Raw genomic sequence first — 26,575 nt, 5'->3', positions numbered from 1 at the left:
ATCGTGCCGGGCGGCCCTTCGTGTGTGCCGCTCGTGTGTGCTGAGAGTGACGACTCGCTACCCGGCGCTTCGGTCCTGCGGCGACAGGAAGTGGAAGCCCGGCCCGGGATGCATCAGGAAGTCGTGGTGGGAGATGTTCCACGCGTAGGCGCCCGCCAGCGAGAACACCACCCGGTCCCCGGCCCGGAGCCCGGCCGCGGGCACCCGGCGTGCCAGCACGTCCTTCGGCGTGCACAGCTGACCGGCCAGCGTGACCCGCTCGCCCTCCGCAGCGGGCCGTGGCCAGGGGTGCGGCCAGGAGTCCACCGGCAGCACGGAACAGGGCTGGTCGTGGCCCTTCGTCGCCGGGGTCCGCATGTGGTGCGTGCCGCCTCGCACGACGGCGAACTCCTCGCCGTGGCTCCGCTTCACGTCCAGCACCTCGGTGGCGTACCAGCCGCAGTACGCCGTGAGGGCCCGGCCCGGCTCGATGCGCAGGGTCAGCCCCGGGTGCGCCTCGGCCAGGCGGGCCAGACCCTTGCCGTACGCGGCCCAGTCGAAGCGGCGCTCCGGGTCGGCGTAGTCGACGTGCATGCCGCCGCCGACGTTCACCTCGGCGAGCGGCACACCCAGGCCCGTCGCCCAGCTCACGATCGACTCCGCCACCGCGACCTGCTCGGCCGCCTCCAGGCCGCTGGCCAAGTGGGCGTGGATACCGCGCAGTTCGAGGTGCGGATACGTCCCGTCCGTCAGCGCACGCACGATCTCGACGGCCTGCGCCGGGTCCGTACCGAAGGGCGTCGGACGGCCCCCCATCGCCAGCGAGCTGCCCGCCAACGACCCGTCGGCGACCGGCAGGTTGACCCTCGGCAGCACCGCCACCCGCCGACCCGGCGCGTACGCCCGTGCCAACTCGGCCAGCACGCGCAGCTCGTACGCGCTCTCGACGTGGAAGCGCTCGACCCCCGCCTCCAGCGCGGCCGTCACCTCGTCCGGCGTCTTCCCGGGACCGCCGAAGGCGAGCGGTCGGCCGGGCACGGCCTTGGCGACGTGGGCGAGTTCGCCGCCCGAGGAGACCTCGTACCCGTCGACGTACGGGCTGAGCGCGGCGAGGATCTCCGGCTCCGGGTTGGCCTTCGCGGCGTAGTACAGCTCGACCCGCTCGGGCAGGGCGTCGCGCACGGCGGCGGCGTGGTCGCGCAGGGCCGCCAAGTCGTAGAGGTACGCGGGCAGTTCGGTGGGCCGCAGGGACAGGGCGCGGTCGCGGACCGCGGGTGTCGGCTCGGTCATCGGGTGCCCCCGGTCGTGTCACGCGGGGCGGTGGTGGCCCTTGTCGCGCCGCCCAGGACGGCTTCGGCGAGCGGGGACGGCAGCCGGACGTACCCGGCCTCGCGGTCGGCCTTGCGCTCCCAGCGGGTGAGCAGATTGGCCTTGGCGGGCAGGGGCACGCCCGCGAGCAGGGCCGCCATGCGCGGCGGGCAGCCGAACCGGTCGGTGTACGCATCGAGCGTGGCCCGCACCCGCGCCCACAGCGCGGCCTCCGCCGTCGGGTGCAGGTCGGCGAGGGCGGCGAGCAGCTCGGCGACATGGTTGACCAGCAGGCAGTACACGACCCGGTCCCACCCGCGCTGCGCGTCGTACGTCATCGGGCCCGCGACCTCGGGCGGCAGCCCGGCGAGCGTGTCCGCGTGGTGGTCGGGGACCAGCTTGGTGCCCTCCAGGTCGCGGAAGAGGACCTGGGCGGGCCTGCCGTCGCCGTCGACGCAGATCAGGACGTTCTGCAGATGGGGTTCCAGGACCAGGCCGTGGTCGAAGTACGCGGCGAGGACGGGAGGCAGGAGGAGGTCGAGATACGCCGACCACCAGTCGAGGGCCGCCTGCTCGTCGGCGCCGGCGAGGAGCCGGGAGATGTGCGCGGCGCCGGTCGGGTACTCGTCGGCGACCGCGGCCGCCAGCAGGGGAGTGGTGCCCGGCGCGAGCCGCTGCGGCAGGCCCTCGCGGACGATGACGCCGAAGCCCTCGAAGAGCTCGCGGTCCGGCGTCCCGTCCGGTCCGGGGAGCGCCAGCGTGCGGTAGGCGGGCTCGCGCAGCACCGCGCTGCCCGGGAACCGCTCGGCCAGGTCGGCGAGCGCCGGGGCCAGGACGCGGGTGAGGGCGACGGCGCCCGACAGCTCGTAACTGCTGTTCTTGCGCAGGCAGTTGGTGATCCGCACGTTCAGGCTGAACTTCAGGAAGCTCTCGCCGTCGTACAGGGTGCGGACGGACGCGGTGGCGGCGAAGGGCCGTCCGCCGGGGCCGAGGTCGAGGACGTCGCCGCGGTCGAGGGCCGCGCGGAGCAGCGGATGCTCGCTGAGCGTCTCGTACTGCCAGGGGTGGGCGGGCAGCAGCCGGTAGCCCTCGGGGACGTCCGTGCGCTGCCCGTCCAGCGAGGCGACGGCCGTGGCGTCGGCGTACTCCTCGGCGATCAGGTCCGCGCGCACGGCGAGGTGCCGCAGCGGGAAGGCGGCCCCGACCTCCGGGGCGTACGCGGACCAGGCGCGCGGATCGCCGGTGCGGGCCTTCGGTGTGGGGTGGAAGCGGTGGCCGAAGAGCAGGGACTGCTCCGAGGCGAGGTAGGCGGAGAGCCGGTCCTCGGAGGCGGCGTCCGAGGGACTTCGCGGGCCGGCCAGCGCGGTCGCCACCGCCTCGTGGCTGGAGGCGATCTGCTTCAGGAACTCATCGTTGCGCACGCCCGTGCGCAGCGTCAGCTCGTCGTGCGTGTACTCGGCGAGGCGACGCCAGTCCACCTCGGTCCAGTCGCCGTCGCGCTGTTCGCTCACCGGGCCGGTGAACCGGTGCGCCCCGAGCAGCGAGGTACGGCGCAGGGCGGCGCGCAGCAGGACCCCGCGGCGGGGCAGGCGCAGCAGCAGGTGGCCGTCGGTGACCACGGTCTGGTGCTCGGGGCCGGAGACCTCGCGCAGCAGGCAGTTGAGCAGGGTGTGGGCCACCGCGTCGTCGGCGGTGGGCAAAGAGGTGCGGGGGGCGGGGGTGCCGCGCTGTTCGAGCGGGGTCGAGAGCTTGGGGGCGCTGCCGAGCGAGTCGGTCAGGGAGGGCATCAGCTGCTCCGGCGGGTGCGGTGGTTCAGTGCGGGGAGTGAGGAGAGGAGAAGCGTGGCGATGACGGTGACTGCGGCGGCGGCGCCGCCGATGAGCACGGGCGCGGCCGGTCCGAAGCGGGCACTGCCCGCCGCCGCGGCCACTCCGGCGGCGACCGCGCCGGCCTTGGAGAAGAACTCCAGTGATCCGAACATGCCCCCCGGCGCACGGCCCTTGGCACAGTCGGCGGCCAGCACCGACAGGGACACCAGGCCGAGGGTGAGTCCGACGCCCAGCAGCAGTCGTACGGCGATCAGCGAGGCCGGCGAACCGGCGACCGCGTGCCCGGCGAGGCCGAGCGCGATACAGGCGAAGCCGAGCGCGATCCCGGCCCTCGGACGGTCCCGGAATGTCGCGTGCACCGCCAGTGCCGCCACCAGATAGACCAGGTGGGGCAGGGCGAAGAGCACGCCGGACAGGGCCGGTGAGGTCCCCGGTATTCGGTCGTCGACGAGCGCGATCAGGTAGGGGAAGGAGATGACCGTGGAGAAGACGAAGGCGAACTCCAGGGCGTAGAGCACCTTCAGCGAGACCACCGGGGCCGCCGCGTCGACCGTCTCCGGCCGGCTCTGCGGCTGCTCGACGGGCTCCGGCTCGGGAAGTGCGGCGAGCAACAGAGCGGCCGTCAGCGGCAGTACGGCGAGCAGCGCGTACTGACGGTGCGGGGAGAGCCAGCCCGACAGGGATCCGACCACGATCGGCGCCACGACCAGCGCCGCCCGCGCGCTGCCCTGCATCAGGGTGAGCGCTTTGGACAGCGCGGGGCCCTCCAGCGCGGCGCCCAGATAGCCGTTGGACGCGGCGAACGTCCCGCCCAGGACGCCCTGGAGCACCAACGCCACCGTGAAGGTGGCCATCGAGTCCGCCCAGCCCGCGACCACGAAGGACACCGCGAGCCCCAACTGGGCGCGCAGCAGCAGCCGTTTACGGCCGTACCGGTCGGCGAGCCGCCCCCACAGCGGGGCGCCGAGCGCGCCGAACACGGTCGGCACGATGTACAGCACCCCCGCCCAGCGGGCCTGGTGGTCGCCCAGCTCCGGCAGGATCTCGGTCAGGTACGGCGGCAGCCCCAGGGCCGCGAACGAGGCCACGAAGTAGCAGCCGGCCACCGCCTGCACATGCCCGCGCCCGAACCCCGGGCGCGGCATGCGCAGCGCCTGCGCGCTCATGCCGAACCACCGCCGCGCAGCAGGTAGTTGGGTCCGCTCGTGTAGTGCTTGTTGATGTCGGCCGCACCCGAGCGCTCCTTGGACAGCAGCGTCCCCGCCGAGACCATCGCCTTCACCGGCAGCCGCGGCGCGTCCAGGACACGGGCGCGCAGGACGGCCGCCGCGTCGCCGCCGAGCCGGTCCACGGCCTGCGACAGCCGGTCGCGGACGAGGTCCAGCAGGGCGTCACGGTGCTTCGGCAGGCCGAACGCGTAGGAGCCGGCGCACAGATGGACGGTGATGGTGGCGAACACATCGGCCACCGGACCGTCGTCCGTAGCGAAGATCCGAGCGTCGTCGAAGTCCCACGGCCCGGGGAGTACGGCGTCCAGCCGCTCGGCGTTGATGCGCGGCCCGTCGTTGTCCTTGAACAGCAGCCGCAGGTCGCCGCCCGGCCGCAGGACCACCGAGATGTTCTGCTGGTGCGACTCCAGCGCGATGCCGTACCCGAACAGCGTGGTCTGCCAGTCGAACAGCAGCGTCAGCAGGGCGTCCAGCAGGGCGAGCGGGTCACCGCCGTAGAAGCGGTCGGCGAGATGGTCGATGACCGGCCGTCCGTCGGAGGCCTGCGCGAGGAGGGCCGCCAGCGGAACGACCGTCGAGTCGTCGAGCCCGGCGGGGTAGCGGCGGCACAGGACGGCCAGCAGCTCATGGCCCGCGTGCGCGTACGTCGTCTCGTCGGCGTGCAGGATCGTGTCCCTGAAGCGGGGCTCACGGGCGATCACGGCCTCCAGCAGCCGCTGCCCCACCGCGCCGTCGACGAGTGTGCCGGGCTTGACGGTCCGCTTGTTGCGCAGGCCCAACGTGGCGGTGGCCAGGGGGAGTTTGAGGTGCAGGGAGGGATCCGCGACCGTGGCGACGGTGCGCATCGACAGGGTGGGTACGACATCGAGGTGGGCGCGGTCGGCGAGGACCGCGCCGCCCGGGAGGCCGTCGGCGTCCGACAGTGCTTCGACGGTCAACGGGTGGACGGGCAGCGCGAGATGGGTGTCCTGCACCTCGGTCAGGCCGAGCGTCGCCGGTGTGGGCCAGAGCCGCGGGAGCGTGCCGGTCAGGGTGACCGACTCCCGGGGCAGAGCGAGCCACCGCAGCGCGAAACGCGGGTGGAACTCCGGGGCGTACGCGCGCAGTTGCTCCTCCGTCAGCCCGGAGCGGCCGCGCGCGGTCGGGTAGACGGGGTGGTCGAGGCGGGCGGCGAGCGCGTCGTACGCCAGACCGCCGCCGAGGCCGGTCCCGGGTTCGAGCCGTGCCAGGACCTCCGTCCGCGTCGCCACGTGCAGCCGTGTCGTGGCCAGCGTCTGCCGGCACTCCTCGGCGAAGGCGTCGAAGCCGCCCCGGTCCACGGGCTCGGCGAGCTCGCGCAGCGCGCCGAGCACGGTGTCGTACGACGTCAGCTCGGTGCCGTCGGCTTCCCGCACGAGGAGCGGCAGCCGGGCGGCGTACTCGCTCTGGTAGCCGTCCTCCCCGACGGGCAGCAGCAGCGCGTCACCCCCGGGTGTGGGCAGCCTCAGCCAGTCACCGTCCGGCCGGTGCAGGAGCGCACTGCGCGTGCGCAGCCCGACCACGTCCTCGCGCAGCAGGGCGCTGAGCACACGGGTGAGCAGCTCCGCCTCGCAGGTGTCCGTCACGGTCGGGGCGCTCACGGCTGGATCTCCCACTGCCGTTCGGCCAGGAAGTCGGCCACCGCCCGGTCCACCGTGCCCTGGTCGGTTCCGGTGGCGCGCAGCACCCCGAGGTAGTCCCGGTTGGTCATGTACAGCTCGTGCCACTCGCCCACGGACCGCAGCGGACGGTACGTCAGGTGCACCCCGTCGACGTCGAGGTCCGTGGCCTCGGGGGCACCGACCAGGGTGCCGGCGCGGTCGGCGCACGGGTACTCCAGGCGGGCGGCGCCGTCGCGCCGGGCGCCCAGGTCGGCCGGGAGCGGCTCGCCCAGGTGGGTGCGCAGGATGTGCTCGAAGAGCGGGATCTCAAGCAGGCGGGCCAGCAGCAGGTCGCACTGGTCGCCGATGGCGCGGTAGTTGACCTCGATGATCCGCGCCCGCCCCTCGTGCACCACGAACTCGGTGTGACAGGCGCCGAACCCGACGCCCAGCGCGTCCAGCTGCGCCAGGACCTGCTCGACGACCGGCTCGGGGTGGGCGGGGACGAAGGTGAGGCGTTCCTCGATGAAGTACGGCGGCGGCGACAGCTCGGTGTGGAAGCCGCCGAGCACATGGCGGACGTTCCCGTCGCCGAGGGTCTCCAGGGTGAACAGCTCGCCGGGGAGGTACTCCTCGACGACCAGCACGGCGCCCGGGCGGCGCTCCAGGATCGACTTGGTTTCGGCCACCAGGTCTTCCGGGCCGTGGACGAGGACGACGTCCTCGCTGGCGACGCCCTCGCGCGGCTTGACCACGCACGGGTACGGTGCGTCCCCGGGAGCGACCGCCTCGGTCAGCTCGGCCGACCAGACGGTGTCCACGCCGGCCGCGGCGAGGCGGCGGCGCATCTCGGCCTTGTCCTTGCAGCGCAGGGTGGCCCGCCAGTCCTTGCCGGGGAGGTCGAAGTAGGCGGCGGCCAGGGCGGCCTGGGTCTGGAGGTGGTCGCTGTTGGTGAAGACGGCGTCGGGGCGGTGGTGGGTGGAGATCCGGGTGATCACGGCCCGGTGGTCCCGGACGTCGCACTCCAGGATCTCGATCTCCGGGTAGGTGCGGCGGTGGGCGTCGGGCTGGTCGGTGAGGACGGTGACGTCCAGGCCGAGGCGCGCGGCGGCGGGCAGGAAGCCCTCGGTGACGGAGTCGGTCGGGTTGAGGGCGAGCAGGTACAGACGCATGGCAGAGCAGCAACTTCCGCTAGCGGGTGGGGGGTCGGGGCGGGCCGAGCCGGTCGCGCGCGGCCCGCCCCGGTAGAACAGCGGCGGTTACTTCGCCGGGAGCTCCACGCCGGTGGCCTTCGCCACGTCCTTGAGCATCTCCTCGGCGGCCTGGACACCGATGCCGGACATCCACGTCTCGTCCGGGACCTCGAAGACCTTGCCGTCCTTCACGGCGGGCAGGCTCTTCCACACCGGGTTGGAGACGACCTGCGCCTTCTGCGTCTTGTCCTCGGCGTCGGCGGCGGTCACGAAGATCAGGTCGGCGTCGGCCTGGTCGATCTGCTCGGGGCTGACGTCCTTCATCGTGACCTCGGGGTCGCTGGAGATCTGCGTCTTCGGGCGCTGGAGGCCGATGTCGTTCAGGACGACGCCGCTGTAGGCGTTGGACTGGTACAGACGGGTCGGACCGGCGATGAAGCGGACCACGGACGCGGTCGGCATGGTGCCGCCGTCCTTCTTCTTGATGGCCTCACCGAGCGCCTTGGCCTGCGTCTCGTACTCCTTCAGCTCGGCCGCGGCCTCCTTCTCCAGGCCCAGCGCCTCGGCGTGGACCTTGAGGTTCTCCTTCCAGACACCGCCGGTGGTCTCGGTGAACACGGTCGGGGCGATCGCGCTGAGCTTGTCGTAGACCTTCTCGTGCCGGACCTTGGAGGACAGGATCAGGTCGGGCTTGAGGGAGGCGATCTTCTCCAGGTTCGGCTCCAGGAGCGGGCCGACGTCGACGGTGTCCTTCAACTCGCCGTCCAGGTACGTCGGGAAGCCGCCCTCGGTCTTGAAGTGCGGGGCGACCGCGCCGACCGGGTCGATGCCGAGCAGGGTGACGTCGTCCAGCTCACCGGTGTCGAGCACGACGACCCGCTTCGGCTGGGACGGGATCTTCACGTCGCCCATCACGGTCTTGAGGGTGCGGGGGAAGGCGGTCGACGAGGCGCCGGGGGCCTTCGCCGTGTCGGCCTCGTCGGACGACTTCTCGCTGCCGCAGGCGGCCAGCACGGCCGTACCGAGCAGGACGGAGAGCAGCACGGCGAGGAGCCGGCCGAATCCGCGCAGGGGAGAGCGCATGAGCGTGGGGACTTTCTGTTAGTGGTTGATCAGCCGGAGACGGCGGAGTGCCGCACCGCACTGCGCACCTTTTGATTGATTCGCCTACGGAGCGCTTTCAGCCGGGGTCGAGACCCCGACCGTGCTCAGCCCTTCGGGCCTCCGCGCGCTCGGGCTCTCGACCCCGGCGCGCCCCTCGGCTCATGGGGACGACCAGCGGGGTGCCGGTCTCCGGGTCTGGGATCACCCGGCAGTCCACGTCGAACACGGACTTGACCAGCTCCGCGTCGAGGACGTCGGCCGGGGCGCCGGCGGCGGCCAGACGGCCGTCCTTGAGGACCACCATGTGGTCCGCGTAGCGGGCGGCCTGTCCGAGGTCGTGCAGCACCATCACCACGGTGCGGCCCGCCTCGGCGTGCAGGGCGGCGACCAGGTCGAGGACGTCGAGCTGGTGCCGGAGGTCGAGGAAGGTGGTGGGCTCGTCGAGCAGCAGCAGCTCGGTGTCCTGCGCCAACGCCAGCGCGATCCAGGCCCGTTGCCGCTGACCGCCGGAGAGGCGGTCGACGGGGTGGTCGCGCAGGGCCGCGGTGCCGGTGCGCTCCAGGGCCTCGTCGACGGCCTTCTGGTCGGCGGCGGACCAGGGGCTCAGCAGCCGCTGATGCGGGTACCGGCCGAGGCGTACGAGCGCTTCGACGGTGATCGCCTCCGGCGTGACCGGCTGCTGCGGCAGCAGACCCATGCGCAGGGCCAGCGTCCGCGCGGACATCCGGTGGATGTCGGAACCGTCGAGCGTGACGGTGCCGGCGGCCGGGGCGAGGAGCCGGCTGAGGCCCCGCAACAGGGTCGACTTCCCACAGGCGTTGGGGCCGACGATGGCCGTGACGGCACCGCCGGGCAGCGTCAGGTCGAGCTCCCCGACCACGAGCCGGTCGCCGTAGCGCAGGTCGAGGCCCTGGGTGGAGAGCTGGTTGGCGGTGGCGGTCATGTGCGGCTCCTGGGGGCGGGGGAGGGTTCGTGCGGGGCGCCGAGCAGGCGGCGCGAAGTCCTCGGCAGTACGGCATCGCTCCTGAAGGGCGCGGGGCTGTGTTGAACATGCGGCTCCCGCCGCGCGGGCGCGGCCGGCCACGATGGCGCCGCAGACGCCAGACGGCACAACGCGACATCCCCTGCGGCGCGCTCCGTCATCACTGACTCCTCTGCACGGGCGAGCTCTGACGCAGCATCAGGATCAGCAGCCAGGGAGCGCCGAGCGTGGCGGTGACCGCGCCGACCGGCAGCCCCTCGATCGGCAGCAGGTGATGCACGACCAGGTCGGAGGCGAGCAGCAGGACCGCGCCGGTGAGCCCGGCGAGGGCCAGGGACGCGGCGGTCGGCGGCCCGGTGACGAACCGCACGATGTGCGGCACGGCGAGCGCCACGAACGTCACCGGACCGGCCAGCGCGGCGGCCAGCGACGCCAGCACGACGGCGAGGACGAGAAGCCGGAGCCGGGCACTGGAGGTGCGCAGACCGAGCGCGCCCGCCGAGTCGTCCCCGAGGTCGAGCACGGCCAACTGACGGTTCATCACCAGGGCGGTGGCGAGGGCCGGCACCATGGCGCCGCCCGCTCCCCACACCTCCGCCCAGGTCCGCCCGTACACCGAGCCGGTGGTCCACTGCAGCGCGGATCCGGCGAGCTCGGCCGGGAAGCGCACGATCATCAGGTTCACGGCGGCCGCGAGTCCGGCCTGCACGGCGAGCCCGGTGAGCACCAGCCGGGTGACCGCGAGGCCCGAGCCCCAGGCGAACACGCCCAGCAGCAGCGCCGCGAGCAGCCCGCCGCCCAGGGCACCGACCGGGATCAGCGTCGGCGAGGCCCCGGCGGCGATCAACGCCACCGCGCCCAGCGACGCACCGCCGGTGATGCCCATGACGTCCGGGGAGGCCAGCGGGTTGCGGAACAGACGCTGCAGCACACAGCCCGCAGCGCCCAGGCCGGCACCGGCGACGATCGCCGCCACCGAGCGCGGCGCCCGGAATTCCTGCACCACCAGCACGTCGCCCGGATCCCCGAGGCCGATCAGCGCGCGCAGGGCGGTGCCGGCGGGCATCGGGATCTCACCCGTCGTCAGGGAGAGGGTGAGCAGGGCGAAGAGGGCGAGGAGACCGGTGGTGGCGAACAGCGTCACGCGGCGGCGGACGCGGGCACGGGCGGTGGACTTCGGCCGGACGGCGACGGTCGTGGCGCTCATCGAGTCATCCTTCGTGGCGCTGGCGGAGCCACTCTTCGTGGCGCTCATGGAGCCACCCTTCGTCGTGCTCATCGGGCCACCCTTCGAGCCAGCAGCGCGAGCAGCGGCGCGCCCAGGAACGCGGTGACGATGCCGACCTCCAGTTCCGAGGGGCGGATCACCATCCGGCCGAGCACGTCGGCCGCGAGCAGCAGCAGCGGGCCCGCGATCAGACAGCCGGGCACCAGCAGCCGGTGGTCGCCGCCGAGCAGCGGCCGTACGAGATGGGGCGCGGCCAGCCCGATGAAGGCGACCGGACCGGCCACCGCCACCGCCGATCCGGCGAGCAGCACGACCGCGATGCCGCCGGCCAGCCGGATCCGGGCCACCGGGACGCCGAGCGCCTGGGCCGAATCGTCGCCCAGGGCAAGGGCGTTGAGGGCGGGGGAGACGGCCAGCGCGACCACGAGGCCGAGCAGCAGGGTCGGCAGCACCGGCCACAGTACGTCGAGGGTGCGGCCGGTTAGCGACCCGGCCAGCCAGAAGCGGGCCTCGTCCAGGGTGCGCTGGTTCATCAGCATCACCGCCGACGTCCAGGACAGCAGCACCAGTTGCAGGACGGTGCCGCCGAGCGCCAGCCGCACGGCGTCGATGTCCCCGGCGCGCCGGGCCAGCGCCTGGGCGAACACGGCGGCGCCCGTCGCGCCCGCGAACGCGAACCACACGTACTCGGCGGGGCTGTTGAGCTTCAGCGCGAAGATGGCGACGACGACCGCGAAACCGGCGCCCGCGTTGATGCCGAGCGTCGTGGGTGAGGCGAGCGGATTGCGGGTGATGCCCTGCGCCACGGCCCCGGCGACCCCGAGCGCGGCCCCGACGGCCAGTCCGATGACCGTACGCGGCAGCCGCAGCCCGGTCACCACGAGCGCGTCCCGCCCATGGGCGTCGCCGAACAGCGCGTCGGTCACCGTGGACAGGGGTACCGAACGGGCGCCGAGGGCGAGGCTCAGGGCGGTGCAGAGGGCGAGGGCGGCGATGCCGGCGAGGAAGATCGGAATGTGCCTCAGGGCACGGGAGGGCACACCTGTGGGGGGTGCGCCCTGTTGGGTCGCAGTCACAAGCCGTGAGATTAGGTTAGCCTTGCTTTAGATTTCAACTGCTGTGTGATCTCTGTGACGTTCGCAATAGAAGATCGCGTTCCGGCTGCGATCATGCGGTTGTCCAGCGATGACGTGTGTAAGGTAAGCCTTACCTCGCCAGCGTGTGCAAATCCCGTACTGGAGCGTCGATGTCCCTGGCCCTGACGACCCCGCCGACCGGCGCCCCGCCCCGGCGCACGCTCGGTGACGTCTACCGCGGGCTGACCGACCTCTGCGAAGTCCTGTCCGTGCGGGTCGCGGAGCCGGGTGAGGATGTGGCCCAGGCCGGCGTGACAGCGGCCGAGTTGGCAGCCGAACCGGCCGTCCTCGAAGCGTTCGTCGACGCCGAGGCGGGCCGGATCCAGGACCGCCACACGGTCGCCCCGCGCCGCGATGTGGCCGCCTCGCGCGCCCTGCACGACTACGCCTGGTCGGTCGCGCTGCTCATGAGTGGACCCTGGTACCTGGAGCGGAGGGTGCCGCGCATCCGGCCCGAGGAGCTGCGGCTGGATCTCGGCTCGTCCGTGTTCACCCTCGCTCCCGGAACCGACTTCGCCTGCCTGCCCGACGACTCGGACGCCGACCTTCCCACCGCGCTGACGGTCCCTCACGAAGAGGCGCTGCGCGTGGAGTTGAGGCGGGCGGTCGCCGACCACATGGCGCCGCTCCTGGAAGCGATCGGCCCGCTCGTACGGCGCGGCCCGCGCGCCCTGTGGGGGATGGTCTCCGACGACCTCGTCTCCGGCATCTGGTACCTGGGCCGGATCCTCGGCCGCGAGGGCGACGCCGTACGCGCGGCCACCGAACTGCTTCCCGGCTCCGTCGCTCCGTATCCCGGCGGCGCCGACTTCCGCTACCTGACGACCCCGGACGGACAGCGGCACCCCACCCGCACTCGCGCGGGCTGCTGCATGTACTACACGATCCGCCCGGACGAGGCATGCTCCACATGCCCCCGCACCTGCGACGCGGAGCGGCTTCGCAGGCTGCAGGGCTGAGCCCCCGACGGCGCGGCCGGTGTCGTCACCCGGCCGTCGCCAGGAACTGCGTCGCCGCCAGTTCCGCGTACAGCGGGTCCTGCGCGACGAGTTCGCGATGCGTGCCCACCGCGCGCACCCGGCCCGCGTCCATCACCACGATCCGGTCGGCCATCGTCACCGTCGACAACCGGTGCGCGACGACCAGCACCGTGGTCGTACGGGCGACATCGGCGACGGTGTCGCGCAACGCCGCCTCGTTCACCGCGTCCAGCTGCGAGGTCGCCTCGTCGAGCAGCAGCAGGCGGGGGCGGCGCAGCAGGGCGCGGGCGATGGCGACGCGCTGGCGCTCCCCGCCGGACAGCTTGGTGCCGCGGTGTCCGACGAGCGTGTCGAGACCGCTGGGCAGCCGGGCGACCAGGCCGTCGAGCCGGGTCGTCTTCAGCACCCGCGTGACGGCGTCGTCGTCCGCGTCGGGGTTGCCGAGCAGCAGGTTGTCCCGCAGTGATCCCGACAGGACCGGCGCGTCCTGCTCCACATAGCCGATGGCGGACCGCAGCCGGGACAGCTCCCAGTCCGCCAGATCCCGCCCGTCGAGCGAGATGGTCCCCGCCTCGGGGTCGTAGAACCGCTCGATGAGGGAGAAGACGGTGGTCTTCCCCGCGCCCGACGGGCCGACGAACGCGGTCATCCCTTGCGCGGGCACGGCGAACGTCACCCCGTGGTGGACGTACGGCAGGTCGTCGGCGTAGCGGAAGCGGACGTCGTCGAAGGCGAGCGCGGCGGGCTCCACCCCGGCGGCGGGCAACGGCTCGGGTACGGCGGCCGGTTCGGCGGGCAGTTGCAGCGCCTCCTGGATCCTGGCGAGCGCCGCCGCGCCCGTCTGGTACTGGGTGATGGCGCCGACGACCTGCTGGATCGGCGACATCAGATAGAAGACGTACAGCAGGAAGGCGACCAGCGTGCCGACGTCGACCGCCCCGGTCGCCACCCGCGCCCCGCCCACCGCGAGCACCGTGATGAAGGCGATCTGCATGGCGAGCCCGGCCGTGTTGCCCGCCGCCGCCGACCATTTGGCGGCCCGTACGCTCTGCCGCCACGACTCCTCGGCGGCCTCGTGCAGGGTCCGCTCCTCCCGGTGCTCGGCGCCGGACGCCTTCACCGTGCGCAGCGCCCCGAGTATCCGCTCCAGCGAGGCCCCCATCACGCCGACCGCGTTCTGCGCCTCGCGGCTGGCCCGGTTGATGCGCGGCACGATCACGCCGAGGATCGTCCCGGCGCCCAGGATCACGGCGAGCGTGACCGCCAGCAGCACCGGGTCCACCAGGCCCATCATCACCACCGTCGCCACCAGCGTGAGCCCGCCGGTGCCGAGGCCGACGAGGGAGTCGGTGGTGACCTCGCGCAGCAGCGTCGTGTCCGAGGTGATGCGGGCCATCAGATCGCCCGGCTCACTGCGGTCCACGGCGGTGATGCGCAGCCGCAGCAGATACGACGACAGGGCGCGCCGCGCGCCGAGCACCACCGACTCGGCGGTGCGCCGCAGCACGTACGAGCCCAGCGCGCCCAGCGCCGCGTTCGCCACCACCAGCCCGGACATGACCAGCAGCGCCCCGGTGATGGCCCGGTCGTGGGACAGGTCGTCGATCAAGTCCCGCGCCACCAGCGGAAGGAGCAGCCCCGTGGCCCCGGTGACCAGCGACAGCAGGGCGCCCGTCAGCAGGGCCCACCGGTGGGGCCGTACGTAGCCGAGGAGCAGCCGCCAAGCGGGCTGGTCGGTCGCTGTCCGGTCTGTGCTCACGGCGCTCCTTCGGAGTCGGACGGAGCATTCAGGCTACGTCGGCCCGCCTGCCTTGGGCGTGCCGGTTCCGGGCGACGCAGAGCACGATCGGCCGGTCGTCCCCCTGCGGCAGACAGGCGTCGAGCACGCGGGACAGGACCTCGCCCGGCCCCAGTTCGACGAAGGCGGTCACACCGTCATGCCTCATGCGGGTGACCGCGTCCGCGAAACGGACCGGATCGCGCAGTGCCCGAACCCAGTGGTCCGGCCGGGCGGCCTCGGCTCCCACCGGCTCGCCGGTGGTGTCGGAGACCAGCGGGATACGCGGTTCGCCACCGACCCCCGCTGGGCCGTGCACGCCCCCGGCCACCCCGTCGAGGTGCGCCGCGCGATCGAGCGCGCCGTGCGCGGCGGCGACCGGGCGTGCGTGCACGTGTCCGGCGTCTCCAACGCCGAACCGCGCGGCGTGACCGAGGGCTTCGAGCTCGTCCGCGAAGGGCCCGACGGAGTCGTCGCCGCGGTGGGCGCCACCCTCGACCCCGTCCTGCGGGCCACGGCCGGCCTCGACCTGACCGTGCTCTACACGGCCACCGTCCGGCCCTTCGACGAGGTCGGCCTGCGCACGGCCGTCCTGGCCGCCGACCACGCGGACGTGGTGCTCGTCGAGCCCGGGCGGCCCGGACTGTCCGCCCGGCACGTCGCCGAGACGCTCCTCCACGTACCGCACCGTCTGCTGCCCCTGGGTGACGCGGACGGCCTGGACGAGGCCGATCTCGCCCGGGCCGTCCGGGATTTCCTCAGGTGACCGCGGGCCGCCCGCGCTCGGCCAGAGCGGCCAGGGTCGCTTCCAGGTCGCCGGGGCGCGGACGGTTGTGCGGCAGCTTCGACAGCAGGGAGGCCATGCCGCAGGTGTTGGTGAGGGCCGAGAACACCAGGCCGCCCGCGACCCCCGCGGAGAGCAACTGCCAGGCCGGGTGCAGGAGTCCGAGGCCGAGGCCGGCCAGGACGATCGTGCCCGCCGTGAAGCGGACCTGGCGCTCCATGGCCCACACGGCGCGCGTGCCCGATGCCGGTCGGTGCAGTTCGTGCCCGCGCCCCGCCCAGCCCTGGGTGCCGCCCGTCAGGGTCATGGCCGGTATGCCGTGCCCGGCGAGCACACGGCACGCGTTCTCCGAGCGGGCGCCGGAGGCGCAGACGACCAGCAACTCGCCGGAAAGCCGCCGGAGCTCGGGCAGGGCACTGTCGAGCTGGTCCAAGGGGATGTTGAGGGCCTCGGGGAGATGGCCGGCGGCGTACTCGCCCGGCGTGCGTACGTCGATGACGGTCAGGCCGGGCAGCCGGGTGCGGGCCTCGTCGGGGTTGAGGGAGGTGGGGTTGTGGGAGTCGGGGTTGAGCTGCGGGTTCACGGGGAGTGAGATCCTTTCGAGGGAGGGGGTAAAATACCCCCAAGGGTATGTAGAGGGAGTGATCGTGGAGCTGCAGTTCGAGGGCGATGAGCTCAAGTCGGTGCTGAACCGTCTGCGCCGGGCGCAGGGTCAGATCTCCGGAGTGATCAAGATGATCGAGGAGGGCCGCGACTGCGAGGACGTCGTCACTCAGCTCGCCGCCGCCTCCCGGGCCCTGGACCGGGCCGGCTTCGCGATCATCGCGACCGGGCTGCAGCAGTGCCTCACCGACGCCGACAGGAACGAGCGGGACGGCGAGACGACGCAGCAGATGAAGGCCCGGCTGGAGAAGCTGTTCCTGTCGCTGGCGTAGGTGTCACGCGACGGCGTCGCCCAGCATGAACAACGCCACCGCCAGCAGGACGTACGCGAAGAGCCGCTGAAGCGTGCCTCCGGAGACCTTCGCGGCGAGACGCCTGCCGTCCCAGGCACCGAGCACCGCGGCCGCGGCGAAGGGCGCGACGGCGGTCCAGTCCACGGGCGCGGCCGAGCCGGCCCGAGCCGCCAGCGCGACCAGCGAGTTGACGGTGATGACCAGCAGGCTCGTGCCCACGGCGGCCCGCATCCGCAGCCCCACCACGTTCACCAGCGCCGGTACGGCGAGGAAGCCGCCGCCCACCCCGAGCACCCCGGTGACCGCGCCGAGCCCCGCGCCGGCCTGAACGACCCGACCGGGACGCACCGGCACGTCGTCGTGCCGTACGGCGGCCGACGGCCGGAGCATGCGCAGCGCGGCGACAGCGGCGATCACCGCGAACGCCCCGGTGAGCAGGCCGGGAGGCAGCCGCCCGGACAGCGCCCCGCCGACCGCCGCGGGCACCAGGCCCGCCGCCGCGAACAGCGCCCCGGCACGCCATCGCACGGTGCCCTCGCGGGCATGCGCGCCCAGCGCGGTGACGGACGTGACGGCGACGATGACCAGACTCGCGGTCGCCGCCGCGGCCGGCGTGAAGCCCAGCAGATACATCAGCGCGGGCACGGCGAGCACACTGCCGCCACCTCCCAACGCCCCGAGCGCGAGCCCGGTGACGGCACCGGCGAGCAGGCCGAGGACAAGGGCGCTCACCGTGGGAGGCCCGGGCGGCGGGACAAGGCGTGGTGGTCCAGGGGCACCCGCAGAGACAGGGGTCGTGCGCGGCCGAAGTGATGGGGCGGCACCGCTTCTGGCAGCGGCTCCCGGGCTCGCTCCGCGGACTGGTGGGCGGGGCTCGTGAGCTCCCGGGCTCGCCCCGCGAACTCCCGCGTATCGCCCAGGATCTCCCGCGCTCCGCCCGCGCCCTCACTCACCACCGCGCGCCCCCGGCTCCGCCACCACGGGAAGCCCTGCCTCGGCCCAGGCGCTCATGCCGCCGATCACGTCCACGACATCGGCGCCGCGCGCCGCGAGCAGGGCCGCGGCCTCCCGGGAGCGCTTCCCGGAGCGGCAGATCGCGACGACCGGCCGGCCCTGTGCGGCCTGTGGGAGCAGTTCCCCGGACGACAGTGCGGACAGCGGCGCGAGTACGGCGCCCGGAGCGTGTCCGGCGGCCCATTCGTCGCGCTCGCGCACGTCCACGAGAACGGCGTCCGCGCCCACCCGCTCATGAGCCTGCGCCGCGGTGATGCGTGCCATGGGGAGCCCGGCTTCGTGCGCCGCGGCGAACCCGTCGTCGACGGCGACGACGTCACGTCCCGCCGCGTCCAGCAGCGAGGCGGCGATGGCCGCGCGCATACCGCCGGCGCAGTGCACCCACACGGTGCCGTCCGGTATCTCCGCGAGACGGTCGCGCAGCCGGTGCAGCGGAATGTGCACCGAGCCCCGGATGTGACCGGCGGCGCGCTCGGAGTCGCGCCGCACGTCCAGGACCACGACGCCGTGCCGTGCGGCCCGTTCGGCAGCGGCCAGGTCGGCGAAGGTGCCGCGCGGGAAGGAGCGCGGCCGCTCGCCCTGCGGTGTCCAGTCGGCGGGGGAACCGGTCGCGGCGGCGGCCGGCCGGTCGATGCCGACCCGGACCAGTTCCCGCTGGGCGTCGGCCAGTTGGGCCGGGCTCTCGGCCAGCAGCGTGACCGGCTTGCCCCATGGCAGCAGCCAGGCCAGATAGGTGGCGAGCTGCCCCTCGGCCTCGAAGTTGAACGACCCGGCGACATGTCCCTCGGCGAACGCCACCCGGTTGCGCAGATCCACCACCCACTCCCCGGCGGCCAGCCGCGCCGCGATCTCCCCGGCGTCGGCCGGGTGCGGCGGGGTCAGGTCCACCGGCGCCGGACCTTCCGCGTTCGCCGGGCCCATGTGCGCGTAGTAGGCCGGGATGTCCTCCAGCCCGGCGAGCAGGTCCGCGACGAACGTGTCCACGTCCTTCACCAGAGCCTCGTTGACGGCGCGCTCGCGTCCGATGGTCGTCGCCGTCCCGCCGGCCCCCTGCGTGGCGGAGCAGAAGCTGCCGAAACCGTGCGTAGGCAGGACCGCCGTCTCGTCCGGCAGCTCGGCGGCCAGCCGGTGCGCGGAGTCGTACTGCGCCCGCGCCAGCGGCCCGGTCAGCCGCGGCTCCACGAGGTCGGGCCGCCCGACCGTGCCGATCAGCAGCGAACCGCCGGTGAAGACGGCCACCGCGCGCCCGGACTCCTCCAGGACGTACGAGGTGTGGTGCGGGGTGTGCCCCGCAGTGGCCAGGGCACGCAGCCCCAGGCCGTCCGCGATCTCCGTACGGTCCCCGTCGGCGACCGCCACCCGCTCGTACCCCACCCGCGCCGCGGCCGGTACGAGATACGCGGCACCGGTGATCCGGGCCAGCTCCAGGCCGCCGGTCACGTAGTCGTTGTGGACGTGGGTCTCGGCGACATGCGTGATGCGCACACCCCGCCGGGCGGCGGCCGCGATCACCCGGTCGATGTCCCTGGGCGGATCGACGACCACGGCGCTGTGCGCACCGCCCGCCAGATAGCTGCGGTTCCCGAGCCCCGGCACGTCGATGGTGTCGACGAAATACACGGCAGTGCTCCTCTCTCCTCGTCTTCCCCGTCTCCCCGTGAAACCCGCTGGAAGAATTACCCCCGGGGGTATATGTCAAAGATAGCAGAGGTACCCCGGGGGGTATCCAGTGGTGTGGTGGCTGGATGGTGCTGTGAAGGGCTCTGCCGCGTGCCTTTACTGATCAGTCACATCTAGGGTCGGGAGTGGAACCGGAGCCGCCGAGGGAAGGGTGAAGCACCATGGCGCAGGAAGTTCGCGGTGTGATCGCACCGGGCAAGGACGAGCCGGTGCGGGTGGAGACGATCGTGGTGCCCGATCCGGGGCCGGGCGAGGCCGTGGTGAAGGTGCAGGCGTGCGGTGTGTGCCATACCGACCTGCACTACAAGCAGGGCGGCATCAGCGACGACTTCCCCTTCCTGCTCGGGCATGAGGCGGCCGGTGTGGTGGAGGCCGTCGGCGAGGGAGTCACCGACGTCGAGCCCGGGGACTTCGTGATCCTCAACTGGCGTGCGGTGTGCGGTCAGTGTCGTGCGTGTCTGCGGGGTCGGCCCTGGTACTGCTTCAACACCCACAACGCAAAGCAGAAGATGACCCTTGCCTCGTCCGGGCAGGAGCTGTCCCCGGCGCTGGGTATCGGTGCGTTCGCGCAGAAGACGCTGGTGGCGGCCGGGCAGTGCACCAAGGTGGACGCGTCGGTGGCACCGCAGGTCGCGGGTCTGCTGGGCTGCGGGGTGATGGCCGGAATCGGCGCGGCGATCAACACGGGGCGGGTGGGGCGTGGTGACAGCGTGGCGGTGATCGGCTGCGGCGGGGTGGGGGACGCGGCGATCGCCGGGTCGCGGCTGGCCGGGGCGGCGAGGATCATCGCCGTCGACATCGACGACCGCAAGCTGGACAAGGCCCGCGCGATGGGCGCCACGCACACCGTCAACTCCCGGCAGACGGATCCGGTGGAGGCGATCCGCGAGCTGACCGGCGGCTTCGGCGCGGATGTCGTCATCGAGGCGGTGGGCCGTCCGGAGACGTACAAGCAGGCCTTCTACGCCCGCGACCTCGCCGGCACGGTCGTCCTGGTCGGTGTGCCCACCCCGGAGATGAAGTTGGAACTGCCGCTTCTGGACGTCTTCGGCCGTGGTGGCGCGCTGAAGTCCTCCTGGTACGGCGACTGCCTGCCCTCACGCGACTTCCCGATGCTGATCGACCTGCACCTGCAGGGCCGTCTGGACCTGGCGGCGTTCGTCACCGAGACCATCCAGCTCGACGAGGTGGAGAAGGCGTTCGAGCGGATGCACGGCGGCGACGTCCTGCGCTCGGTGGTGACGCTGTGAGCGGGGCCGCGCGCATCGAACGCCTGGTCACTTCCGGCCAGTTCACGCTGGACGGCGGCACCTGGGACGTCGAGAACAACGTGTGGATCGTCGGCGACGACCAGGAGGTGATCGTCATCGACGCCGCCCATGACGCCGACGCCATCGCCGAGGCCGTCGGTGACCGCCGCCTCACCGCGATCGTGTGCACCCACGCCCACAACGACCACATCGACGCCGCACCCGCCCTCGCCGACCGCACCGGCGCCACCATCTGGCTCCACCCCGACGACCTGTCGCTGTGGAAGCAGACCCATCCGGACCGCGACCCCGACGCCCATCTCGTGGACGGGCAGATCATCGAGGCCGCGGGCGCCGACCTCACCGTCCTGCACACCCCGGGCCACGCGCCGGGCGCGGTGTGCCTGTACGACCCCGGCCTGGGCGTCGTCTTCACCGGCGACACCCTCTTCCAGGGCGGCCCCGGCGCCACCGGCCGTTCCTACTCCCACTTCCCGACGATCATCGACTCGATCCGCACCCGCCTGCTCACCCTCCCGCCCGAGACCAAGGTCCTCACCGGCCACGGCGACGCGACCACCATCGGCACGGAGACGCCGCATCTGCAGGAGTGGATCGACCGCGGCCACTGAGGCCCGGACGGGTGACCCTCCCGCAAAAGGCCACACCCGCCCTTAAAAGACGACAGAAGATGTCCGGCTTACCCGGCACCCTCGACAGCGACGTAACAAGCACGGGGTCGGGAGGCCGGACATGTCACAGCCGCTGAAGGACAAGGTCACACTGGTCGCCGGGGCGACACGGGGAGCCGGACGCGGTATCGCCGTGGAGCTCGGGGCCGCCGGGGCCACCGTCTACGTGACGGGACGCAGCACACGCGCCCGGCGCTCGGAGTACGACCGCCCCGAGACGATCGAGGACACCGCCGACCTCGTCACCGAGGCGGGAGGCCAGGGCATCGCCGTACCCGCCGACCATCTCGACCCGGCGCAGGTCCGTGTCCTGGTGGACCGGATCGCGCAGGAGCAGGGCCGCCTCGACGTCCTCGTCAACGACATCTGGGGCGGCGAGAAGCTGTTCGCCTGGGACAGCCCGGTCTGGGAGCACGACCTCGACAAGGGCCTGCGCCTGCTCCGGCTGGCCGTCGAGACCCACGCGATCACCAGCCATCACGCCCTGCCGCTGCTCCTGCGCCACCCCGGCGGACTGGTGGTCGAGATGACCGACGGCACCGCGGAGTACAACCGCGTCAACTACCGGAGCTCCTTCTTCTACGACCTGGCCAAGGCGTCGGTCCTGCGCATGGCCTTCTCCCTCGGCCATGAACTCGGACCGCGCGGCGCCACCGCCGTCGCGCTGACCCCGGGCTGGCTGCGCTCCGAGATGATGCTGGAGGCCTTCGGAGTGCGGGAGGACAACTGGCGCGACGCCCTCGAGCGCGTCCCGCACTTCGCCATCTCCGAGACCCCGCGCTATGTGGGCCGCGCCGTCGCCGCCCTCGCCGCCGACCCCGACGTGGCCCGCTGGAACGGCGAGTCCCTCTCCGGCGGGCAGCTCGCGCAGGTCTACGGCTTCACGGACCTCGACGGCAGCCGCCCCGATGCCTGGCGGTACCTGGTCGAGGTCCAGGACGCGGGGAAGCCGGCGGACACGACGGGCTACCGCTGAGACGGTACCGGGGGCACCGGCTCGGCCTCGCGGATCGGCCAGCGCGCGGAGTGGCCCGGCGGGAGGCCCAGGTCCTCCCGCACCGCCGCGTAGTAGCCCTCGCGCCCGGCGCGCTGCCTCTCCAGCAGCGCCTGCCAGGCCTCCTGGTCCCGGCCGCCCTCGCGGAGGAAGCGCTCCATGTCCATCACCGTCGTGACCCAGGCCCGCGCCTTCTCCACCACGACGACGCTGCCCAGCATGATCAGCGCCTCGCCCGAGGGGTCCCGTTCGTCGTTCGCCTCGGCCAGCAGCGGCTGGGCGACGTCGAGGGTCAGGGGGTGCGGGTGCGTGCCGATGCCGCGTTCGGCTGCGACCCGGTAGGCCACCGTGACCGCCTTCTTCACCGACCGCGCGTAGTCGCTGTACACGGCGAGCCGCCGCTCCTCCCAACGCGCCGCCTGCTCCCGCCGGAACCTCACCCGGTCGCCCCGCACGACCACCACATACGAACCGAGCGCGCCGATCACGACACCGATGAGCGCGGGGAGTTGCTGAATGAACGCGGACATGGACGCACGCTACCTGCCCGGATGACCGTCCCGGCACTACGGTGCGGTCCATGACGGACACAACGCGCTTCGCGGGGTACGCGGTCCTGGTCACCGGTGCGGCCCGCGGCATCGGCGCGGCCACCGCCCGCCGACTCGCTGAGGAGGGCGCGCGCGTCCTCGTGACCGACCGGGACGGACCCGAGGCGGAGAAGACCGCGTCGGCCCTGCGGGACGTGGGGCTCACGGCGGAGGCGCGGGCCTGCGACGTCGCCGACCGTGACTCCGTCGAGACGGCCGTCGCGCACGCCGTGGAGGCCTTCGGCTCGCTCGACGTCCTGGTCAACAGCGCGGCCTCGTGCACCCCCGACCCCCCGCTCTTCGAGGACTTCCCGGACGAGGGATGGTCCCGCGACCTCGACATCACGCTGACCGGCCCCTACCGCTGCTGCCGCGCAGCCCTCCCGCACCTGGCCGCCACCGGCCGCGGAGCCATCGTGAACATCGGCTCCGTCAACGGCCTCCAGGACTTCGGCAACCACGCCTACAGCGCCGCCAAGGCCGGCCTCGGCTCCCTCACCCGGACTCTCGCCGGGCACGCGGCGGCCCGAGGGGTCCGCGTCAACCTGGTGGTGCCGGGCACGGTGCGCACCTCCGCCTGGGAAGGGCGGGAGGCGGACCTGGACGCGGTCCGCGGGCTGTACCCCCTGGGCCGGGTCGGCGAACCCGAGGACATCGCCGCCGCGGTCGCCTTCCTGGCGTCCCATGACGCGGCCTGGATCACCGGTACCACCCTCACCGTCGACGGCGGCCTCACCGCGGTCAACACCGGATTCCAGGCGGCGGTCCGGCACTCGGACCCCGCCTGAGGAGCCCGACGCGCCGCGTGACCCATGCCACCTTCCGAGACCTCCGGCCTGGCCAAATTTCACCGTTTGGTCACAGCCCGGCCAGGGCCACAACCGACACCCCCACGCGCTGGTCTACCAGGCAGAAGCCCACAGGAACACGCAAAGGGAAGGCCCGGCCATGGGGGACATACGCAGACGGCGCGCCGTCGCACTCGGTATCACCGGCGGACTCGTCGCACCGCTCGCGCTCACGCTCGGCGCCGCACCGGCGCAGGCGGCCCCGAGCTGCACGACCCAGACCGGTCCGTACCAGAAGCAGGTCGAGAAGTTTCTCGGCCGACCGGTCGACGGCAAGCAGTCCGCCGCCGACTGCAAGGCCATCCAGGCCTTCCAGACCAAGCACGGCATCAGCCCGAACGCCGGCTACGCGGGTCCCGTCACCTGGGGCGTGATGGACCTGATGAACAAGCAGAAGGCCGTCGGCAACAAGCCCAACAAGGACGGCAAGTGCCCCGTCAACAAGGGCCGCATCGCCTGCGTGAACCTCACGCTCCAGCTGAGCTGGATCCAGGACGGCGACAAGCTGGTCTACGGCCCCGTACCGGTCCGCACCGGCCGCAACGGCTACGAGACCCGCACGGGCCTGAAGAAGATCTACTGGCGCAATATCGACCACGTGTCGAGCATCTACAACGTGCCCATGCCCTACGCCCAGTTCTTCGACGGCGGCCAGGCCTTCCACTCCGTCGGCGTCAGCATGTGGAACCCGCCGGGCTCGCACGGCTGCGTCAACATGACCAAGACCAACGCCAAGAAGTACTGGTCGCTGCTGAAGAACGGCGACGACGTCTACGTGTACGGCCGCAAGCCGGGCACCTGAGTCAGGACAGGCACCCGGCTTGCGAGTCGATGTCGGGGAAACGTCACGCCTCCGGGGCGTCCCCGAAGTCCGGGATCTCCAGCCTGACCCCACCCTGCCGCGCGGACTCGTGCGCGACGATGCCCGGCAGGGTATAGCGGGCGGCTACCCACGCGTTCACGGACGGCTGGGTGCGGGTGTTGACGGCGGTCACGAAGTCGTCCACCAGGAAGTGGTGGCTGCCCTCGTGGCCGTTGTGCAGGTTGTCGAACTCCCGCGGCAGCCGCGACCGGTCGTGCACCGGCGCCGAACCCGAGGTGAAGGCGGCCCGCAGATCCGGCGCGATGTGCTGGAGTGACGGATCGTCAGGAGCCATGGTGGGCTTGGGCTCCAGCAGCTCGCTGATGTCCTTCACGCCCTTCTTGTCCTGCCACAGGGCCACCGTGGCGAGCTGCTCCATGCTGGCCTCGGTGCCGAAGAACCGGAAACGCGACTCCCGTATGTGGGACGGGTAGCCGACCCGCCGGAACTCGTTCGTCCGGAACGAGCCGCCGCCCGCCACCTCGAACAGCGCGGTCGCGTTGGACACGTCGTTGCCGAACTGGCTGACGTCCTTGTCGAAGACACCGTCGCCCCGGTCGTCCACGACCCCGATCGCCGAGACGCTCACGGCGTGCGTCTGCCACGCCCCCAGCACGCCGCCCACCGCGTGGGTCGGGTACAGCAGCGGGGGATAGCTGGCGGTCGCCTTCCAGTTCTCGCCGCCGCTGTACTGGTACGCCTCGTAGAACCCCAGATCCATGTCGTGGACGTAGTCGCCCTCGGCGTAGAAGAGCCGCCCGAAGGCGCCCTCCGCGATCTGGTTGCGGGCGTGCACCGTCGCCGGGTTGTACTGGCTGGTCTCACCCATCATGTACGTCAGCCCGGTGGCCTTGACCGCGTCGATGATCGCCGCGATCTCCTCCGTGGTGATCGCCATGGGGACGGCGGAGTAGACGTGCTTGCCGGCGTTCAGGCCCTGGAGCACCAGCGGCCCGTGCGTCCAGCGCTGGGTGAAGACGGCGACCGCGTCGACGGCCTCCGACTCCAGCATGGCCTCGTACGAGGGGAAGGTGCCGGTCAGGCCTTCGGCGGCGGCGAGTTGTTCGGCTCGTTCGGGGAGCAGGTCGGTGACGTAGACGTCGGTGACGCCGGGGTGGGCCAGGAACAGTTTCGCGAACTGGCCCGAGAACTGGCCGGCGCCGACGATGCCGAGGGAGAACGTCATGGAGTGGATGCCTTTCACTGGCCGAGGACGAGGTTGATCTGGTCGTTGGTGCTGGTCAGGCCGCTCACCGGGGCGTCATTGGCGAAGACGTCCTGCATCGCGGGGCGCATCAGGGAGTAGACGTCCGCCGCGTAGTCGGTGATCGGGAAGGAGAAGGTGGCGGAGTCCTTCTTGTCGTTGACCGGTTCGGTGAAGGCGGACACGTCGATGCCCTTCTTCTTGTACGCCGCCACCGCCGCCCGGGTGCCGTCCGGGGTTGCGGGGAAGACGATGCCGTAGCCGCCGACGGTCTTCTGGCACTCGTTGGAGGCCAGGTACCGCACCCATTTCTTCGCGCCCTCCTTGTTGCGGGAGTTCTTGGTGACGGAGTCGGCGAGGCCGTTCATCATGGTGGCCCGCTTGCCGGTCGGGCCGATCGGCGTGGGTGCGGTGCCGACGTCCAGGCCCTTGGTGGTGTGGTACGTGGAGATCATCCAGGCGCCGTCGAAGGAGGTCGCCGCCTTGCCGGAGGCGACCTGGGCGTTGGCCGGGTTGGCTCCGTCGGTGTAGTCGGTGAAGGGAGCGAGGTAGCCCTTCTTCGCCAGGCCGAAGTACCAGTCGACCACCGACTGGAAGGTCTCGCTGTCGTACTGGTACTTGGTGCCCCAGCGGGCCTTGTCCGTGTAGTTCCAGCCTGCCGAGGCGACGAACGGGCTCCAGGTGGTCTGACCGTCGGCGTCGCCCGCACCGCCCGTCGCCATCCCGTACACCTTGACGTTGTTCTTGTCGAAGCCCTCCTCGTCGCCGCGCTTGCCGTTCTTGTCGACGGTCAGACGCGCGATGGCCTTCTCGAAGGTGCCGCCGTCCTTCGGGTTCCAGGAGAGGCTGTTCAGCTGGTCCGCGGTGAGCCCGGCCTCCTTGGCCATCTTCTGGTTGTAGAAGAGGGCGACGGTGTCCCAGTCCTTGGGCGCGCCGTAGCGGTGGCCGTCCTGGCCCTTCCAGTTGGCGGCCAGTCCCGACTGGTAGGCGGAGTCGTCGATGCCCAGGTCGTCCAGCGGTTCGAGCACCTTCAGGTCGGCGAACTGCCCGAACTTCTGGATGTGGTCGGTGAAGACGTCCGGCTCGGTCCCCGCGATGAAGCTCGCGGTGAGCTTGGTCCAGTAGTCGGCCCAGCCCATCTGGGTGATCTTCACCTTCAGGCCCGGGTTGTTCTTCTCGAAGCCCTTCGCGCAGGCCTGGTAGGCAGGCAGCTGGTTGGCGTCCCACAGCCAGTACGTCACGGTGTTCCCGCCCGCCGAGACGGAGTCGCCCTGAGCGCAGCCGGTGACCAAGGACAGCGCGAGGGCCCCGGTCAGTGCGGTGACCATGGGGGTCCC

24 protein-coding genes and 2 pseudogenes are annotated in these 26,575 nt (G+C 72.3%); 8 read left to right on the top strand and 18 right to left on the bottom strand.

The window, feature by feature from the left end; all coding sequences use genetic code 11:
• Positions 1–57 precede the first annotated feature (57 nt).
• From EJ357_RS02855 to EJ357_RS02815, 9 genes are all read right to left on the bottom strand, one after another.
• Positions 58–1,269, bottom strand: a complete 1,212-nt coding sequence (locus EJ357_RS02855; protein ID WP_126388266.1) for a type III PLP-dependent enzyme — start codon at positions 1,267–1,269, stop codon at positions 58–60.
• Complete coding sequence (locus EJ357_RS02850; RefSeq protein ID WP_228472937.1) at positions 1,266–3,074, bottom strand: IucA/IucC family protein; 1,809 nt, start codon at positions 3,072–3,074, stop codon at positions 1,266–1,268. Before EJ357_RS02850 ends, EJ357_RS02855 begins: the two co-directional genes overlap by 4 nt.
• On the bottom strand, positions 3,074–4,282 hold the full coding sequence (locus EJ357_RS02845; protein ID WP_126388264.1) for an MFS transporter: 1,209 nt from the start codon (positions 4,280–4,282) through the stop codon (positions 3,074–3,076). Before EJ357_RS02845 ends, EJ357_RS02850 begins: the two co-directional genes overlap by 1 nt.
• Positions 4,279–5,964 (bottom strand): IucA/IucC family protein, encoded by a 1,686-nt coding sequence (locus EJ357_RS02840; RefSeq protein ID WP_126388262.1) that lies wholly within the window; start codon positions 5,962–5,964, stop codon positions 4,279–4,281. The genes EJ357_RS02845 and EJ357_RS02840 overlap by 4 nt, the downstream gene beginning before the upstream one ends.
• The gene (locus tag EJ357_RS02835) at positions 5,961–7,136 is read right to left on the bottom strand and encodes an ATP-grasp domain-containing protein (RefSeq protein ID WP_126388260.1); all 1,176 of its coding nucleotides are present in this window, start codon (positions 7,134–7,136) and stop codon (positions 5,961–5,963) included. The genes EJ357_RS02840 and EJ357_RS02835 overlap by 4 nt, the downstream gene beginning before the upstream one ends.
• An 87-nt stretch (positions 7,137–7,223) precedes the next feature.
• Positions 7,224–8,240, bottom strand: coding sequence for an ABC transporter substrate-binding protein (locus EJ357_RS02830; RefSeq protein WP_126388258.1), 1,017 nt, complete (start codon positions 8,238–8,240; stop codon positions 7,224–7,226).
• Positions 8,241–8,337: 97 nt separating this feature from the next.
• Entirely contained in the window at positions 8,338–9,204 is an 867-nt protein-coding gene (locus tag EJ357_RS02825; RefSeq protein WP_228472935.1) for an ABC transporter ATP-binding protein, read from the bottom strand.
• 199 nt (positions 9,205–9,403) lie between these two features.
• Complete coding sequence (locus EJ357_RS02820; protein WP_126388256.1) at positions 9,404–10,450, bottom strand: FecCD family ABC transporter permease; 1,047 nt, start codon at positions 10,448–10,450, stop codon at positions 9,404–9,406.
• Positions 10,451–10,518: 68 nt separating this feature from the next.
• Positions 10,519–11,511 (bottom strand): FecCD family ABC transporter permease, encoded by a 993-nt coding sequence (locus EJ357_RS02815; protein ID WP_126399136.1) that lies wholly within the window; start codon positions 11,509–11,511, stop codon positions 10,519–10,521.
• A gap of 206 nt (positions 11,512–11,717) precedes the next feature.
• Between EJ357_RS02815 and EJ357_RS02810 the strand changes: the two genes are divergently transcribed.
• Positions 11,718–12,566, top strand: a complete 849-nt coding sequence (locus EJ357_RS02810; protein WP_126388254.1) for a (2Fe-2S)-binding protein — start codon at positions 11,718–11,720, stop codon at positions 12,564–12,566.
• Positions 12,567–12,591: 25 nt separating this feature from the next.
• On the opposite strand, the gene EJ357_RS02805 is transcribed toward EJ357_RS02810, so the two are convergent.
• Positions 12,592–14,346 (bottom strand): ABC transporter ATP-binding protein, encoded by a 1,755-nt coding sequence (locus EJ357_RS02805; RefSeq protein WP_126388252.1) that lies wholly within the window; start codon positions 14,344–14,346, stop codon positions 12,592–12,594.
• Between the two features lie 28 nt (positions 14,347–14,374).
• Positions 14,375–14,533 carry a hypothetical protein gene (locus EJ357_RS48090; RefSeq protein ID WP_175647290.1) on the bottom strand — a complete coding sequence of 53 codons (159 nt, stop codon included), beginning with the start codon at positions 14,531–14,533 and terminating at the stop codon, positions 14,375–14,377.
• Here EJ357_RS48090 and EJ357_RS02795 point away from each other — a divergent pair.
• On the top strand, positions 14,525–15,130 hold the full coding sequence (locus tag EJ357_RS02795; RefSeq protein ID WP_228472933.1) for a transketolase: 606 nt from the start codon (positions 14,525–14,527) through the stop codon (positions 15,128–15,130). The genes EJ357_RS48090 and EJ357_RS02795 overlap by 9 nt on opposite strands.
• Here the strand turns inward: EJ357_RS02795 and EJ357_RS02790 are convergent.
• Positions 15,123–15,731, bottom strand: coding sequence for a rhodanese-like domain-containing protein (locus EJ357_RS02790; RefSeq protein ID WP_126388250.1), 609 nt, complete (start codon positions 15,729–15,731; stop codon positions 15,123–15,125). The two genes, EJ357_RS02795 and EJ357_RS02790, sit on opposite strands and share 8 nt — an antisense overlap.
• 64 nt (positions 15,732–15,795) lie before the next feature.
• On the opposite strand from EJ357_RS02790, the gene EJ357_RS02785 reads away from it, so the two are divergent.
• On the top strand, positions 15,796–16,083 hold the full coding sequence (locus EJ357_RS02785; RefSeq protein ID WP_126388248.1) for a metal-sensitive transcriptional regulator: 288 nt from the start codon (positions 15,796–15,798) through the stop codon (positions 16,081–16,083).
• A gap of 3 nt (positions 16,084–16,086) precedes the next feature.
• Here EJ357_RS02785 and EJ357_RS02780 read toward each other — a convergent pair whose 3' ends face one another.
• From EJ357_RS02780 to EJ357_RS02775, 3 genes and pseudogenes are all read right to left on the bottom strand, one after another.
• The gene (locus tag EJ357_RS02780) at positions 16,087–16,836 is read right to left on the bottom strand and encodes a sulfite exporter TauE/SafE family protein (RefSeq protein WP_126388246.1); all 750 of its coding nucleotides are present in this window, start codon (positions 16,834–16,836) and stop codon (positions 16,087–16,089) included.
• Positions 16,837–17,049: 213 nt separating this feature from the next.
• Positions 17,050–17,358, bottom strand: a pseudogene (locus EJ357_RS50460) (rhodanese-like domain-containing protein); the annotation flags it as partial.
• A 27-nt stretch (positions 17,359–17,385) separates the two neighbouring features.
• Positions 17,386–18,738: pseudogene (locus EJ357_RS02775) on the bottom strand (MBL fold metallo-hydrolase); the annotation flags it as partial.
• A 221-nt stretch (positions 18,739–18,959) separates the two neighbouring features.
• On the opposite strand from EJ357_RS02775, the gene EJ357_RS02770 reads away from it, so the two are divergent.
• The 3 genes from EJ357_RS02770 (at position 18,960) to EJ357_RS02760 (ending at position 21,716) form a co-directional block, all read left to right on the top strand.
• The gene (locus tag EJ357_RS02770) at positions 18,960–20,048 is read left to right on the top strand and encodes an S-(hydroxymethyl)mycothiol dehydrogenase (RefSeq protein WP_126388242.1); all 1,089 of its coding nucleotides are present in this window, start codon (positions 18,960–18,962) and stop codon (positions 20,046–20,048) included.
• Positions 20,045–20,680: an MBL fold metallo-hydrolase gene (locus EJ357_RS02765; protein WP_126388240.1), complete on the top strand. Its 636-nt coding sequence runs from the start codon at positions 20,045–20,047 to the stop codon at positions 20,678–20,680. Before EJ357_RS02770 ends, EJ357_RS02765 begins: the two co-directional genes overlap by 4 nt.
• A 121-nt stretch (positions 20,681–20,801) precedes the next feature.
• Positions 20,802–21,716: an SDR family oxidoreductase gene (locus EJ357_RS02760; protein ID WP_126388238.1), complete on the top strand. Its 915-nt coding sequence runs from the start codon at positions 20,802–20,804 to the stop codon at positions 21,714–21,716.
• Here EJ357_RS02760 and EJ357_RS02755 read toward each other — a convergent pair.
• On the bottom strand, positions 21,707–22,264 hold the full coding sequence (locus EJ357_RS02755) for a hypothetical protein (RefSeq protein WP_126388236.1): 558 nt from the start codon (positions 22,262–22,264) through the stop codon (positions 21,707–21,709). The genes EJ357_RS02760 and EJ357_RS02755 overlap by 10 nt on opposite strands.
• Positions 22,265–22,314: 50 nt before the next feature.
• Between EJ357_RS02755 and EJ357_RS02750 the strand changes: the two genes are divergently transcribed.
• Entirely contained in the window at positions 22,315–23,112 is a 798-nt protein-coding gene (locus EJ357_RS02750) for an SDR family NAD(P)-dependent oxidoreductase (protein WP_126388233.1), read from the top strand.
• A 160-nt stretch (positions 23,113–23,272) separates the two neighbouring features.
• Positions 23,273–23,974, top strand: a complete 702-nt coding sequence (locus EJ357_RS02745) for a L,D-transpeptidase family protein (protein WP_126388231.1) — start codon at positions 23,273–23,275, stop codon at positions 23,972–23,974.
• Positions 23,975–24,017: 43 nt separating this feature from the next.
• On the opposite strand, the gene EJ357_RS02740 is transcribed toward EJ357_RS02745, so the two are convergent.
• Both EJ357_RS02740 and EJ357_RS02735 read right to left on the bottom strand, forming a co-directional pair.
• A complete protein-coding gene (locus EJ357_RS02740; protein WP_126388229.1) occupies positions 24,018–25,220 on the bottom strand; it encodes a Gfo/Idh/MocA family protein in 1,203 nt (400 codons plus the stop codon).
• Positions 25,221–25,234: 14 nt separating this feature from the next.
• Positions 25,235–26,566 (bottom strand): ABC transporter substrate-binding protein, encoded by a 1,332-nt coding sequence (locus EJ357_RS02735; protein WP_126388227.1) that lies wholly within the window; start codon positions 26,564–26,566, stop codon positions 25,235–25,237.
• Positions 26,567–26,575 lie beyond the last annotated feature (9 nt).

The sequence above is a fragment of the Streptomyces cyaneochromogenes genome (assembly GCF_003963535.1).
In the GTDB taxonomy this organism is placed as follows: Bacteria; Actinomycetota; Actinomycetes; order Streptomycetales; family Streptomycetaceae; genus Streptomyces; species Streptomyces shaanxiensis.
This window is presented reverse-complemented; position numbering and strand designations above follow the sequence as displayed.